This is a genomic window from Burkholderia sp. 9120, from assembly GCF_000745015.1.
Classification (GTDB): domain Bacteria; phylum Pseudomonadota; class Gammaproteobacteria; order Burkholderiales; family Burkholderiaceae; genus Paraburkholderia.
On record NZ_JQNA01000002.1, the window covers coordinates 3,924,967 to 3,939,036 of the forward strand.

11 protein-coding genes are annotated in these 14,070 nt (G+C 62.5%); 7 read left to right on the plus strand and 4 right to left on the minus strand.

Translation table 11 applies throughout. The features are described 5' to 3' along the window. The first annotated feature begins 158 nt into the window (after positions 1-158). Positions 159-1,742, plus strand: a complete 1,584-nt coding sequence (locus tag FA94_RS25795; RefSeq protein WP_035556523.1) for an aldehyde dehydrogenase (NADP(+)) — start codon at positions 159-161, stop codon at positions 1,740-1,742. A gap of 50 nt (positions 1,743-1,792) precedes the next feature. Here FA94_RS25795 and FA94_RS25800 read toward each other — a convergent pair whose 3' ends face one another. From FA94_RS25800 to kdgD, 4 genes are all read right to left on the minus strand, one after another. Beyond that, complete coding sequence (locus FA94_RS25800; RefSeq protein ID WP_231585030.1) at positions 1,793-3,136, minus strand: Fic family protein; 1,344 nt, start codon at positions 3,134-3,136, stop codon at positions 1,793-1,795. Positions 3,137-3,445: 309 nt separating this feature from the next. Then, positions 3,446-4,189 carry a FadR/GntR family transcriptional regulator gene (locus FA94_RS25805; protein ID WP_035556526.1) on the minus strand — a complete coding sequence of 248 codons (744 nt, stop codon included), beginning with the start codon at positions 4,187-4,189 and terminating at the stop codon, positions 3,446-3,448. Positions 4,190-4,387: 198 nt separating this feature from the next. Further along, positions 4,388-5,737, minus strand: a complete 1,350-nt coding sequence (locus FA94_RS25810; protein WP_035556528.1) for an MFS transporter — start codon at positions 5,735-5,737, stop codon at positions 4,388-4,390. 107 nt (positions 5,738-5,844) lie between these two features. Beyond that, complete coding sequence (gene kdgD / locus FA94_RS25815) at positions 5,845-6,762, minus strand: 5-dehydro-4-deoxyglucarate dehydratase (RefSeq protein ID WP_035556530.1); 918 nt, start codon at positions 6,760-6,762, stop codon at positions 5,845-5,847. 215 nt (positions 6,763-6,977) lie between these two features. Between kdgD and garD the strand changes: the two genes are divergently transcribed. The 6 genes from garD to FA94_RS25845 all read left to right on the plus strand — a co-directional run bounded on the left by garD (position 6,978) and on the right by FA94_RS25845 (position 14,048). Continuing rightward, complete coding sequence (gene garD, locus FA94_RS25820; protein WP_035556532.1) at positions 6,978-8,567, plus strand: galactarate dehydratase; 1,590 nt, start codon at positions 6,978-6,980, stop codon at positions 8,565-8,567. A 52-nt stretch (positions 8,568-8,619) separates the two neighbouring features. Then, entirely contained in the window at positions 8,620-9,462 is an 843-nt protein-coding gene (locus FA94_RS25825) for an NAD-dependent epimerase/dehydratase family protein (RefSeq protein ID WP_035556535.1), read from the plus strand. Then, a complete protein-coding gene (locus tag FA94_RS25830) occupies positions 9,459-10,394 on the plus strand; it encodes an SMP-30/gluconolactonase/LRE family protein (protein ID WP_035556538.1) in 936 nt (311 codons plus the stop codon). The genes FA94_RS25825 and FA94_RS25830 overlap by 4 nt, the downstream gene beginning before the upstream one ends. A 639-nt stretch (positions 10,395-11,033) precedes the next feature. Next, positions 11,034-12,026, plus strand: coding sequence for a TRAP transporter substrate-binding protein (locus tag FA94_RS25835; protein WP_035556540.1), 993 nt, complete (start codon positions 11,034-11,036; stop codon positions 12,024-12,026). Between the two features lie 182 nt (positions 12,027-12,208). Next, a complete protein-coding gene (locus tag FA94_RS25840) occupies positions 12,209-12,688 on the plus strand; it encodes a TRAP transporter small permease (protein WP_035556542.1) in 480 nt (159 codons plus the stop codon). A 7-nt stretch (positions 12,689-12,695) separates the two neighbouring features. Then, entirely contained in the window at positions 12,696-14,048 is a 1,353-nt protein-coding gene (locus tag FA94_RS25845; protein ID WP_035556544.1) for a TRAP transporter large permease, read from the plus strand. The last annotated feature ends 22 nt before the right edge of the window (positions 14,049-14,070 follow it).

The following is a 14,070-nucleotide window of genomic DNA, read 5'->3' on the forward strand; positions in this document are numbered from 1 at the left end:
GGTCGTCGTATGTCTAAAAGCAGATTAGCATTGAGCCTCTATGTTGTAACGGCCACGTATACCCGAATTCGCCGGAGTAATGGTAGTTCCGGTTGCGTGCAACCCTCTCCATGTTGTAGGATAACTTATATCTACGGCAGTCTTTTAAGGAAAGCGAAATGTCCATTACCGGCGAAATGCTGATCGGTCGTCACGCCGTGCGCGGCGAGGAAAAGTCCCTGCATGCGTTCAATCCTGCCACGGGTGCCGACATCGCGGAGCCGGTTTTCGGCGGCGCTTCGGTGGCTGATGTCGGACGAGCCTGCGAACTCGCGCAACAGGCGTTCGAGCCGTACCGGCATTTGCCGCTGACGGTACGCGCCGAGTTTCTCGAACGCATTGCCGACGGCATCACGGCGCTGGGCGACGCGCTGATCGAGCGCGCGCAGCAGGAGTCGGGGCTGCCGAAGGCGCGTCTCGAAGGCGAGCGCGGCCGCACGACGGGTCAGCTCAAGCTGTTCGCGCAAGTGGTGCGTGCCGGGCAATGGCTTGACGCAACGCTCGATTCGCCGTTGCCGGAGCGCAAGCCGCTGCCGCGCTCCGATCTGCGGATGCAAAAGATTGCGCTCGGCCCGGTCGCGGTGTTCGGCGCCAGCAATTTCCCGTTGGCGTTTTCGGTGGCGGGTGGTGATACCGCGGCGGCGCTCGCGGCCGGTTGCCCGGTGGTGGTGAAGGCGCATCCGGCGCATCTGGGCACCTCGGAGATGGTCGGCCGGGTGATCCAGCGCGTCGCGCAGGACATGGAATTGCCCGAGGGCGTGTTCTCGCTGGTCGTCGGTGCGGGGAATGCGATCGGCGAAGCGCTGGTTGCGCATCCGGCGATCAAGGCCGTGGGCTTCACCGGTTCGCGCGCGGGCGGTGTGGCGCTGATGCGTATCGCGGCGGCGCGTGCGGAGCCGATTCCGGTCTACGCCGAAATGAGCAGCATCAACCCGGTGTTTCTGCTGTCGAACGCGCTGGCTGAGCGCGGCGAAAGCATCGCGCGTGGGTTTGTCGATTCGCTGGTGCTCGGCGCCGGGCAGTTTTGTACCAACCCGGGTCTGGCGATTGCCGTCGACGGCGACGCGCTCAAGAGTTTCGTCGCCACGGCGTCCAGCGCATTGAGCGGCAAGCCGGCGCAGACCATGCTCACGTCCGGCATTCATGCGGCTTATCAAGCAGGCGAAGGCAGGCTGGCGGGAACCCAGGGCGTGGAGGCCGTGGCGCATGGCGTCGACGCAACCGGCCCGACGCAGGCGTGCGCCGCGTTGTTCGTGACCGACGCGCAGACGTTCCTCGCCACCCCGGCGCTGGAAGACGAAGTGTTCGGACCCACCTCGACGATCGTGCGTTGCAAGGACGAGCAGGAAATGCTCGCCGTGGCCGAGCATGTGGAAGGACAACTGACGGCCACGTTGCAGATGGATCGCGCGGATCTCGCGGCGGCGCACAAGCTGGTGCCGATTCTGGAACGCAAGGCCGGGCGGATTCTGGTGAACGGTTTCCCGACCGGCGTCGAGGTCTCGCATGCCATGGTGCATGGCGGCCCGTTCCCGGCGACCTCGGATAGTCGCGCGACGTCGGTGGGCACGACGTCGATCGAACGATTCCTGCGGCCGGTGTGCTACCAGGATTTCCCGGCGGAATTGCTGCCTGAGGCATTGGCCGATGCGAATCCGCTGGATTTGTGGCGTCGCCGCGATGGGGAGATTACGCGGAGTTGAGCAGTTGGCGTCGGTGTTCTTGCCGCGGTCTCCGCGGCAAGTCGCCGACGCTAGCGCGGTCGCCCCTTATCGATCCACGCCTGCGTTTTCGTCATTGGCATGCGATAGCGGGCGCAGTTGTACGCCTCGAGGTGCGCCAGTTCGGTGTTCAACATGGCGTTGAACGCCGCGCTATCGATCTGGGGAATCCCCGCCGCTTCGATCGCCTGAGCGAGCGTGGAACCGAAAAAAACGATCTGCCGGATCGCCTCGCCCAGGTGTTCGCGATAACGGGCCCGCAACGGGTCCGGCCCACCCATCGACTCGACAATGACCTGATATTTGTCGATCGAGCGGCGGTAGGTCCAGTCGAACAATTCGACCGCGAGCGACGCATCGAGCCGTTCGTAGACGCCAAGCATCGCTAGCGCGTAGTCGGTTTGTTCCACGTCCAGAAACGACAGCGGCGCGCAGTTCGACAGCATGAGCGGCATGTTGGCGCTCAGGCGGCTGGTGCGCTTATTGCCGTCCACGAAGGGCTGCAGATACGCCAGGTTCACCCACAGAAAGAACGCGGCTTCGACCGGATTGTGAACGCGCGTTGCCTTGTCGACGATTTGCCGAAGCATCTCTTCCAGCAGGTTGGGAACCTGAGAGGGCAGATACACCGAGCCGTGAATGTTGACGATCTTGCTGCGGATCGCGCCAAGATCCGCCGGGTCCTGCAACAGATCGCGCATCAGCAGACTCTGCAGATTGCGCACGACGGGCACGGTCATGCCCTCGGTGGGCACCGCGTCCACCATGAATTCGATCGCTTCCTTGTGGTTCAGCAGCATGGTCGCGTCGCGGTCGTCGCTCTCGGAGCGGCCGCGTTCAAACAGTTCGCGGGTGTCCAGCCGGCTTTTGCGGTTCCCCTCCAACCGTGACGAGGACCAGGACAGGTCGATGAGCAATTGCTCCAGCACCTTGCGGGCATAGGTGCCGGCAGGTTGCTGATCCTTCGATTTGCCTTTTTCCTGAAGCTGCGCTGCCAGCGCCGCAGGGAGCAGGCTGCTCACGTTCGGCTGATAGCCGTCGACGAAAACGCGTTGATAGGAAACGGGCTTACGGGTGCCGAGGGGAGCGGACAGCGCAGCGACGAGTTCCGTGGACCGATAGCACCAGGCGGGTGAGTCTCGTGCCTCCTGCTGATCGTGCGCGATCGTGGGGGCGGGGGTGGAGCGGGGCGAAATCCGGTAGGTAACCGACCGGCCGGCCCCGTTCCGTTCGAGTACGCCCGTTGCGACGAGCCGTGCCAAGGCACGGTTCACGGTGGGCCTGGGACGGTTCACCTGCGCCTGGATGGCGCCGGCGGAAACGCCCGTCGCGCCCGCTTCGAGTTCTCGCGCAATGTATTCGACGATGAGGTTCAAGGACGGCTGGGCGGGCATGACGATGTGTAGGTGATAAGCTTATCAATATCTTATCACTTGAGTGATAAGAAAAGTTAATCTTGATAAGATATGCATAATCCTATCACTTGAGTGATGAGATTAATTCTGAGTGATAGGATTACGGGCAACCTTATCAACATCTTGATGTGATTTTGAGAAGCGTTGCTTGCGGGCCACCTTACGCGATCAAGCGACACCCCACACCGCCCGCCAAAACAAAAAGCCCGTGATTTCGTTGTCGAAATCACGGGCTTTTTTATCACCACCAGAGCCGCCAGAGCGAACGCCTCAGCTATTCGCCTCAGCCGTCTCATTTGCCCGTCGCAGCCGCTCGCGGCTGTTCGACAGATGCATACGCATTGCCGCGCGCGCGCCTTCCGCGTCGTGCCGGGTGATTGCTTCGAGAATGCTCTCGTGTTCGAGATTGACCAGCGACAGATACGCGTCCGGTTCCGCGCGAGCAATGCCCGCCGAGTCGAGGCGGTTGCGCGGAATCAGCGCGCTGCCCATCTGCGTCAGGATGTCGACGAAGTAGCGGTTGCCGGTGGCGCGTGCCACCGAGATATGAAACTGCAAGTCGGCGTCGACGCTATCCAACCCGTTGTGACGCGTGGCCTCGATTGCGTCGAGCGCGGTGCGCATGCGAGCGAGGTCGTCCGGTTTGGCGCGTTGCGCGGCCAGTCCGGCGCATTCCGTTTCCAGGCTGATACGCAGCTCCAGAATCGACAATACGTCGCGCAACGTCGTGGCGGGCACCATGTCGATGCCCAGCTTTTCGCGCTGCGGCTCCAGCACGAAGCTGCCGATACCGTGACGCGTTTCGATGACCTTGCCCGCCTGCAGGCGGGAAATCGCCTCGCGAATCACGGTGCGGCTCACGCTCAGCGTGACCATCAACTGCGATTCGGTCGGCAGTTTGTCGCCGGGCTTCAAGGCGTTGGACGCGATCTGCTCGGTGACGTAGCTGACGACGAACTCGGCCAGATTGCGAGCGCGTCGCGGCGGTGCCGCGGATGCCAGTGGTGTAGCCATCGAAAACGCCCCTTAAATCAGATAGTTGCAGATACTTGTACGTCTCATTATACCGTCGTCTGACGACTGATTATATAAACACCAGATCATTTTCGGAATCGCCGCCATCACCGCCGTCGAAGCTCGCTTTTTCAAGCCTGGCGGGGCGGCGGCGCGTATGACGCCGCCGCCGTGGAAGTACGATAACCGCCCGCCAGGCTAGCCCGGGCTCAACTCGACTCGCCGGATATCTTTCACGATCACCAGATAGCTGAACACGGTCAGCAGCGCATTCACGCCGACGAACACCAGCGCGCCGTTGAACGAGCCGGTCGTCGCCACGAGGTAGCCGATCACGATCGGCGTGACGATGCCCGCCACGTTGCCGAACATATTGAAGATCGCGCCCGACAGCCCGAGCGCTTCCTTCGGCGACGTATCCGCGACGACTGCCCAGCCGAGCGCGCCGATGCCTTTGCCGAAGAACGCGAGCGACATCAGCGCGACGACGATCCAGTCGGTCGACACATAGTTACAGCCGATGATGCACACCGACAGCAGCATGCCGCCCACAATCGGCACCTTGCGCGCGACGGTCAGCGAATGGCCGCGGCGGATCAGCCCGTCCGACAGAATGCCGCCGAGCACGCCGCCGGAGAAACCGCAGATCGCCGGCAACGACGCGACCAGACCCGCATGCAGAATCGTCATGCCGCGCGCCTGCACGAGGTAGATCGGAAACCACGTCAGGAAGAAGTAGGTCAGCACGTTGATGCAGTACTGCGCGAGATACACGCCAAGCAGCATGCGGTTGCTGAGCAGTTGACGCACCAGGAACCAGCCGCCGGCCTGGGCGAGATCGTCGGGCCGGGTTTTTTTGTGGCCGTTCACCACGCCGCCGCCTTGTTCGATGTAGTCGAGTTCGGCGCGCGACACGCGCGGATGGTCGGCCGGGTTCTTCATCACCTTCAGCCACGTGAGGGCGAGCAGCAGCCCGGTCACGCCCATCACGAGATACACCATGTGCCAGCCGAAGGCGTGGGTGAGCCACGCCATCAGCGGCGTGAACACGACCGCCGCGAAGTATTGCGCCGAATTGAAAATAGCCGACGCCGTGCCGCGTTCCGTGGTGGGGAACCAGCTCGCCACCACCTTCGCATTGGCCGGAAACGCCGGCGATTCCGCCACGCCCATCGCGAAGCGCAGCACGAACAGCGCGGTAATGGCGGCGGCCGCGCTGCCCAGCAAGCCGATCGTGCCTTGCAGCAGCGTGAAGAGCGACCAGAAGAAAATGCTCGCCGCGTAGACGCGCCGTGCGCCGAAGCGATCCAGCAGCCAGCCGGCCGGCAGTTGCGACAGCACATAGGCCCAACTGAACGCGGAGAAGATGTAACCCATCCGGATCGCGTCGAGGCCGAACTCGCCGCGCATCGCCGAGCCGGTGATCGACAGCGTCGCGCGGTCCGCGTAGTTGAAGGTGGTGATCAGAAAGATCAGCAGCAGGATCGCGTAGCGGACCTTCGTGCGTTTCGCGGCGTGGGCGGAACTCGCCATCCGGCTCATTTCCATCGTCATCTCCTGAATCGTTATGCGGGCGGCGCGCTGCCGCGCTATGAAAAACGCCCGGCGACGTTACCGTCCCGGGCGCTTCTGGCAATCGACAATCAAGCGCGCAATTACTGCGGGCCGAGCGTCTTGATCAGCGCGTCGAGCTTCGCCATTTCTTCTTCGTTCAGATCGGTCAGCGGTGCGCGCACCGGGCCGGCGCTGTGGCCGACGAGCTTCGCGCCCGCCTTCACAATGCTGACCGCGTAACCCGCGCGACGGTTGCGGATCGCCAGATACGGCAGGAAGAATTCGTCGATCAGCTTGCCGACGGTTGCGTGATCGTCCGTGGCGATCGCGCGGTAGAAGTCCATCGCGGTCTTCGGAATGAAGTTGAACACCGCCGACGAATACACCGGCACGCCCAGCGCCTTATAGGCCGCCGCATAGACTTCGGCGGTCGGCAGGCCGCCGAGGTACGAGAAACGGTCGCCCAGACGGCGGCGGATCGTCACCATGTTTTCGATCTCGCCCACGCCGTCCTTGAAGCCGATCAGGTTCGGGCAGCGCTCGGCCAGCCCTTCCAGCATGTCGGCGTTAAGCTTGGAGTTGGCGCGGTTGTAAATGATCACGCCCATGTTCGGCACGGACTTGCAGACCTCTTCGGCGTGCGCGGCGATGCCTTCCTGGCAGGCTTCGGTCAGGTAGTGCGGCATCAGCAGAACGCCGTTCGCGCCGTGACGTTCGGCTTCTTTCGCGTAAGCGATCGCGACGCGCGTCGGGCCGCCCGCGCCGGCCAGGATCGGCACCTTGCCTTTGCAGACTTCGGCGGCGGTGCGCACCACGTTCGAGTAATCGTCGTGCGTGAGCGAGAAGAATTCACCCGTGCCGCCGGCCACGAACAGCGCCGACGCGCCGTACGGCGCGAGCCATTCGAGGCGCTCGGCATAGGTGTCGGCGCGGAAATCGCCTTGTTCGTCGAAGTCGGTGACGGGGAAGGAGAGAAGGCCTTCCGAAACGATCTGCTTGAGTTCCTGCGGTGTCGTCATGATGAGTATCCAGGGCGGCGGTGTGAGGTTGATGTGTCGAAATGGAGATTTCTTATACGTCATCGTACAACAACAAATCGTCTAACTCAACGGGGTTTTCGCGGCATAATGCACGCCATAGGGTAAATACGGAACATCCACGCAATCTTTCATGTTGTAGGATGACGTATGAATAGCTGGCGCAGTGCGCGTGCAGCGCCATGAGGATCGATGCAATGGAACAATCTCCGCTCTACATTCGCGTTCACCCCAATGACAATGTCGCGATCGTCGTCAATGACGGCGGTCTGGGCGAGGGCGCCGTTTTCCCCGACGGCATTGCGTTGCGCGAACGCGTGCCGCAAGGCCATAAGGTCGCGCTGGCCGATCTGGCCGAAGGCGACGAGGTGATCCGCTATAACGTGGTGATCGGCTACGCGCTGAAGGCGTTGCCCAGGGGTAGCTGGATCAACGAGCACGTGATCCGCATGCCGAGCCCGCCCGGACTCGACGACCTGCCGATCGCCACCATCAAGGCGCCGGAGATGCCGCCGCTCGAAGGCTTCACGTTCGAGGGTTATCGCAATGCGGACGGCTCGGTCGGCTCGCGCAACATTCTGGCGATCACGACCACCGTGCAATGTGTGGCCGACGTGGTGCAGCATGCGGTCACGCGCATCAAGGCCGACTTGCTGCCGCGCTATCCGAATGTCGACGACGTGGTGAGCCTCGGCCATACCTACGGCTGCGGCGTCGCGATCGACGCGCCCGACGCGATGGTGCCGATCCGCACCGTGCGCAACATCAGCCTGAATCCGAACTTCGGCGGCGAGGTGATGATGGTCAGCCTCGGTTGCGAGAAGTTGCAGCCTGAACGTCTGATGCCGCCGGGCACGATTCCGATCGCGGCGGCCGCGAACGTCGCGGAAATCGCCGACATCGGCGACGTCGAGGCCGATCTGAACGGCGACGTCGTGGTGCTGCAGGACGACGCGCACGTCGGCTTCCAGTCGATGATCGACTCGATCATGAGAATGGCCGAGGGCCATCTGAAGCGCCTGAACAATCGCCGTCGCGAGACGTGTCCCGCGGCCGATCTGGTGATCGGCGTGCAGTGCGGCGGCAGCGACGCGTTCTCCGGGCTGACCGCGAATCCCGCCGTGGGCTTCGCGACCGACCTGCTGGTGCGAGCCGGCGCGACGGTGATGTTCTCCGAAGTCACCGAAGTGCGCGACGGCGTCGATCAACTGACGGCGCGCGCGGCCAATGCGGACGTGGCCGCGGCGATCATCCGCGAAATGCAGTGGTACGACGATTATCTGAAGCGCGGCGGCGCGGACCGCAGCGCCAACACCACGCCCGGCAACAAGAAGGGCGGGCTGTCGAACATCGTCGAAAAGGCGATGGGCTCGATCATCAAGTCGGGCAATTCGGCGATTTCCGGCGTGTTGTCGCCGGGCGAAAAGGTCCGCCAGAAAGGGCTGATTTACGCGGCCACGCCGGCCAGCGATTTCATCTGCGGCACGCTGCAGGTGGCCGCCGGTATCAATCTGCACGTGTTCACCACGGGCCGTGGCACGCCGTACAGCCTCGCCGAAGTGCCCGTCATCAAGGTCGCGACGCGCTCCGATCTGGCGCGCCGCTGGCACGATCTGATGGACATCAACGCCGGCACGATCGCCACCGGCGCGGCGAGTATCGAAGACGTGGGCTGGGAACTGTTCCGGCTGATGCTCGACGTCGCCAGCGGACGCAAGCAGACCTGCGCGGAAAAACTCAAGCTCCACAATGCGTTGACGCTGTTCAATCCGGCGCCGGTGACCTGAGCGGCCGGGCGTCGCCTGGCTGGCTTCAGCGCAATCACACTCCTATCAAGACATGACCGACTCGAATCCTGCTCACTCCGCCGCACAGAAACCCTTCCGCCGTCTGCTGTTGACCGGCGCCGCCGGCAACCTCGGCCAGCAGTTGCGCGGCGCGCTCGCCGCGTGGGCCGACGTCGTGCGCGTCACCGACATCGCGCCGCTCGGCGAGGTAGCGGCGCACGAAGAAGCGTCGATTGTCGATCTCGCCGACGAAGCCGCGGTACTCGCGCTGCTGGAAGGCGTCGACGCGGTGATTCATCTCGGCGGCATTTCCGTCGAGGCGCCGTTCGAAGATCTGCTCGAAGCGAATATTCGCGGCCTCTACAACCTGTATTCGGCGGCGCAGAAGCAGGGCGTGAAGCGCATCGTCTACGCAAGCTCGAATCACGCGGTGGGCTTTCATCCGGTGACCGAAGTGGTGGATATCGATGCGCCGCTGCGCCCCGATACCCTGTACGGCGTGACGAAGTGCTTCGGCGAATCGCTGTCGCGCTATTACTTCGATCGCTTCGGGCTCGAGACCGTGTGCCTGCGGATCGGTTCGTCGTTCGAGCAGCCGAAGAATCCGCGCATGCTCGTCACTTTTCTCAGCTATCGCGACTTTATCGAGCTGGTGCGCTGCTCGCTGTTCACCAATCGTGTGGGCCATGCGATCGTCTACGGCGTGTCGGATAACCGCACCAAGTGGGTCGACAACACGAAGGCCGCGTTCCTCGGTTTTCGGCCGCAGGACAGCTCGGTCGAATTCGAGCATCTGTTTCCGGTCAGCGCGCCGACCGCCGATCTCGACGATCCGACCCAGCGTTTCCAGGGCGGCGCGTTCATACTCGCCGGTCCAATGGAGCCGAAGCGATGAGCGCCACGGCGGCCAATCCCAACGTTGAGCGTGTCGAGGCAGCGGGCGAGGCGCCCGCGATGGTCGGCGAAAGTCCGGTGTGGCGGGCGGCGGAGCAGGCGCTGTACTGGGTCGATATCCCCGCGCAAAAGATCGTGCGCCTGGCGGTAGAGGCGGGCCAGCGCTCCGAGTGGTGCTTACCGGAGAAGGTCGCCTGTATCGCGTTCGATCGTCACGGCACCGTGCTGGCCGGTTGCGAGACGGGGCTGTTCGCCGTCACGCTGAGCGAAACCGCAACGGCCGACGGTCGATCGCTTCAGGTCGAAACGCGCCGGCTCGCCGCGCCTTCTTTCGCCTGCGGCGACATGCGTTTCAACGACGGCCGTTGTGATCGCCAGGGACGCTTCTGGTCGGGCACGATGGTGCAGGACATGTCGCTGGCGAATCCGGCCGGCGCGCTGTATCGCTTCGACGAGCACGGTGTGTTGTCCGCGCCGGTGATCGATGCGCTGATCACGCAAAACGGTCTGGCGTGGTCGCCGGATGGCGCGACCATGTACCTGTCGGACTCGCATCCGCTGCGCCGCCAGATCTGGGCATTCGATTACGACGTCGACGCCGGCGAGCCGCGCAACCGGCGCGTGTTCGCCGATCTGAATCACTACATGGGCCGTCCCGACGGCGCCGCGGTCGACGCCGACGGCTGCTACTGGATTTGCGCCAACGACGCGGGCCGGCTGTTGCGCTTCACGCCGCAAGGCAAGCTGGATCGCGAGATCGTCGTGCCGGCCATCAAGCCGGCCATGTGCGCGTTCGGCGGACGCGATCTCGATACGCTGTTCGTCACCTCGATCCGGCCCGCAACGGGCGCGAGCGAGCACGACGGCCACCTGTTCGCCGTGCGTCCCGGCGTCACCGGGCTGCCGGAACCGGAATACGCCGGCGTCCTGTAAGCGACACCGTAAGCGTGACGCGCCGGCATGACTCCATGCCGGCGCACTTCTCTGCACTCACTTCAATTCATCACTCGTCGTATAACTATGTGGCTTTGCTGCCACATTCGCGCCATATTCATTCCGCCTTTCCCTACGAAGAAACAGAGCGTCACGAGACGCCTTTCCGCCTTCGTCATCCCAGTCCCAGCACCCATAAGGCCTTGGCGTTGCGGTACTTGAGTCATCTCTGCCGGCTATCTCAATTCTGCGGGTAAATACCGTCTGTACAACTCAAACTGCGTTTTATAGACTTCGTATGTCGTCGTACAACATACAAGTCCAAACAAATTCCTTTCTCGAATTTAAGGACAACAGCGGGACAAGGCGGCCGCTGCGTGAACGATTCATCGCCACGAGCGGCGCGCCGATGCAGTCGAAGCAAAAGTAAAAGATGTCGAGTTGTCTGACAGGAGTGCTGAGATCGGTGCCGGGGAAACTGCACAGACCAGCACGGCGAAGCGTCCGCAGCCTGCACGGGTGAGCGAACGCGGAGCCGGGAGACGCAGTAAAGCCATATCGCATTCGTACTGGCCTTCCGCTAGCAGCCCTCCGCAATCGGCCAATCGATTGGATGGTCCATTTACAAGGAATGTCACGATGAACAAGAAGTTCGCCTCTTCCCGTGTTTCGATGATCGTTGCAGCGTCGGTGCTGGCCTTCAGTGCCGCGTCGGCGGAAGCACGCGTGTTCCGCGTGTCGGACGTGCACGGCGACACCTACCCGACCAATATGGCCGTGAAATACATGGGTGACGAGATCAGCAAGGCCACGGGCGGCAAGGACACCGTCAAGGTGTTCGGCAACAGCGCGCTCGGCTCCGAAAACGACACGGTCGATCAGGTGCGCATCGGCGCGCTCGACATGGCGCGCGCCAACGGCGCCGCGTTCAACGAGATCGTTCCCGAGTCGATGATTCCGTCGCTGCCGTTCCTGTTCCGCGACATCGACCATTTCCGCAAGGTGATGTACGGCCCGGAAGGCCAGAAGATTCTCGACGCCTTCAAGGCGAAGGGCATGATCGCGCTGACGTTCTACGAGAGCGGCGCGCGTTCGATCTACGCGAAGAAGGCGATCCATTCGCCGGCCGACATGAAAGGCCTGAAGGTGCGCGTGCAACCTTCCGATCTGATGGTCGACGAGATTCGCGCAATGGGCGGCACGCCGACGCCGATGCCGTTCGCCGAAGTCTATACGGGCCTGAAGACGGGTCTGGTGGACGCCGCGGAAAACAATCTGCCGTCGTACGAAGAGACCAAGCACTTCGAAGTCGCGAACGTCTACTCCGAAACCCAGCATTCCATGACGCCGGAAGTGCTGGTGTTCTCGAAGAAGGTGTGGGACACGCTGACGCCGCAAGAGCAGGACATCATCAAGAAGGCCGCGGCCGACTCGGTGCCGTACTACCAGAAGCTGTGGACCGCGCGTGAGAACGACGCGGCGAAGACGGTCACCAAGGGCGGCGCGACCATCATCCCGGCTGCGCAGATCGATCGCGCCGCGTTCGTGAAGGCGATGCAACCGGTCTGGGCCAAGTACGAAAAGACCCCGCAAATGAAGCAGATCGTCGACGAGATTCAGGCCATCAAATAAGGCTTGCGGCTTGGATGTTGCGCGGAGCTTGACGGTCACAGTGGGAAAAGCCTGGCAGAAGAATCTGCTGGGCATTTCCACCGTCCGCGCACGTCACGTCACGTCACGCCGTGCCGCGTGAAAGCAGTCGACATGAATGGCTGATTTACTAAAGACAGGTCCGCGGTAAAAGGATGGGGTCAATGAGATTCATAAAGCGCCCAAATGATTTTCTGTTTCACGCGCTGGTTATCGTGGCGTCGGTGAGTCTTGCCGTGCTCAGCCTGCTCGTGATCTATAGCGTCGTGATGCGCTACGTTTTCAACGACGCACCCGATTTCGTCGAGCCCATCGCGCTGCTGCTGGTGATCGTCATCGCCATGTTCGGCGCCGCGCTGAAAGTGCGCGAGGGCGGCCACATCGGGCTCGATTCGCTGGTCACGAAGCTGCCGCCGAAAGGGCAGGTCATGGCGGCCGCGTTTCAACATCTTTGTCTGATCGCATTGGCCGTGGCGATTTTCTTCGGCTGTCTGCAAATGGCCGAAACCACCATGGAAGACCGGATTCCGATTCTCGGTTTGCCCGAAGGCGTGCGCTACTGCATTCCGGTCGTTGCCAGCGTTTGCATTGCCTTGTTCTCGCTCGAGAACCTGCTCGCGCTTTTCGTCAAGAAACACAACTAGAGCAATCATGGAACTTGCCATTCTCGCCGTCAGTTTCCTCGTCTTTCTCGTTCTCGGGGTTCCTGTTTCGTTCGCGTTGGGACTCTCGTGCGTCCTGACTTATCTGTACGAAGGCCTGCCCGCGGCCACCGCCATGCAGGCGATGATTTCGGGCATCAACGGCTTTTCGTTTCTCGCGGTGCCGTTCTTCATTCTGTCCGGTGAGTTGATGCTGCACGGCGGCATCGCCGACCGCATCCTGCGTTTCGCGCAAGCGGCCGTCGGGCATTTCCGCGGCGGCCTCGGTATGGCCAACGTGGTGGCCTGCACGCTGTTCGGCGGGGTGTCCGGTTCTCCGTCGGCGGATACGTCGGCCATGGGCGGCGTGGTCATTCCGTTGATGAAGCGCGAAGGCTACAGCGCGGCCTATGCGGTCAACGTGACGACCCATTCGTCGCTGGTGGGCGCGTTGATGCCGACCTCGACGAACATGATCATCTACGCGTTCGCGGCCCAGGGCATTACGGGCACGTTGAACGGTCACCAGATGAGCGGCGTGTCGATCGGCGATCTGCTGTTCTCCGGTCTGCTGCCGGTGCTGTGGGTGATGGGCTTCGTGCTGCTCGCCGCGTACTGGCAAGCGGTCAAGTACGGTTATCCGCGCCGTCCCGACGGTTCGACCGAACTGCAGAAATTCCCCGGCTGGTACGCGGTGGGCCGAACCTTCGTCGGCGCCGTGCCCGGCTTGATGGTGATCGCGATCATTCTGTTCTGCGTCGCCAAGGGCATTGCGACCGCGACCGAAGCCGCGGCGATCGCCGTGTTCTATTCGCTGGTGCTGACCGTCGTCGTGTATCGCTCGATGACGATGAAGAAGCTCTTCCACGCACTCTCGAAAGCGGCGAAGACGACCGGCGTGGTGCTGCTGCTGATCGGCGTGTCGAACATGCTGCGTTACCAGATGGCCTATCTGGAGATTCCGGACGCGATCGAACGCATGCTCGACGGCGCGACCAGCATGCCGTGGCTGATGCTGCTGTACATCAACCTGCTGCAGGTTTTCCTGGGCACGTTCGTCGATATGGCGGCGCACATCCTGATCACGACGCCGCTGTTCCTGCCGATGGCGATGCATGCCGGCGTGGGGCCGGTGCAGTTCGGCATCATGATTCTGCTGAACTGTTCGTTGGGCCTCGTGCATCCGCCGATCGGCTCTGTGCAGTTCATCGGCTGCGCGATCGGCAACGTGTCGATCGGCGAGACCACCAAGGTGGCGTGGCCGTACTACCTGGCCATTTTCAGCGCGATCAACATCGTCACCTACGTACCGATGTTTTCCACCTGGCTGCCGAGCCTGATCAATGGCCATCCGGTGTTCTGAGCAGACTCACATTCACACTCAG

Excerpts from the sequence above, each read along its gene's own strand:
- FA94_RS25795 (WP_035556523.1), top strand. The coding sequence starts at position 159 with ATGTCCATTACCGGCGAAATGCTGATCGGTCGTCACGCCGTGCGCGGC.
- FA94_RS25805 (WP_035556526.1), bottom strand. The coding sequence starts at position 4,189 with ATGGCTACACCACTGGCATCCGCGGCACCGCCGCGACGCGCTCGCAAT.
- FA94_RS25810 (WP_035556528.1), bottom strand. The coding sequence starts at position 5,737 with ATGGAAATGAGCCGGATGGCGAGTTCCGCCCACGCCGCGAAACGCACG.
- kdgD (WP_035556530.1), bottom strand. The coding sequence starts at position 6,762 with ATGACGACACCGCAGGAACTCAAGCAGATCGTTTCGGAAGGCCTTCTC.
- garD (WP_035556532.1), top strand. The coding sequence starts at position 6,978 with ATGGAACAATCTCCGCTCTACATTCGCGTTCACCCCAATGACAATGTC.
- FA94_RS25825 (WP_035556535.1), top strand. The coding sequence starts at position 8,620 with ATGACCGACTCGAATCCTGCTCACTCCGCCGCACAGAAACCCTTCCGC.
- FA94_RS25830 (WP_035556538.1), top strand. The coding sequence starts at position 9,459 with ATGAGCGCCACGGCGGCCAATCCCAACGTTGAGCGTGTCGAGGCAGCG.
- FA94_RS25835 (WP_035556540.1), top strand. The coding sequence starts at position 11,034 with ATGAACAAGAAGTTCGCCTCTTCCCGTGTTTCGATGATCGTTGCAGCG.
- FA94_RS25840 (WP_035556542.1), top strand. The coding sequence starts at position 12,209 with ATGAGATTCATAAAGCGCCCAAATGATTTTCTGTTTCACGCGCTGGTT.
- FA94_RS25845 (WP_035556544.1), top strand. The coding sequence starts at position 12,696 with ATGGAACTTGCCATTCTCGCCGTCAGTTTCCTCGTCTTTCTCGTTCTC.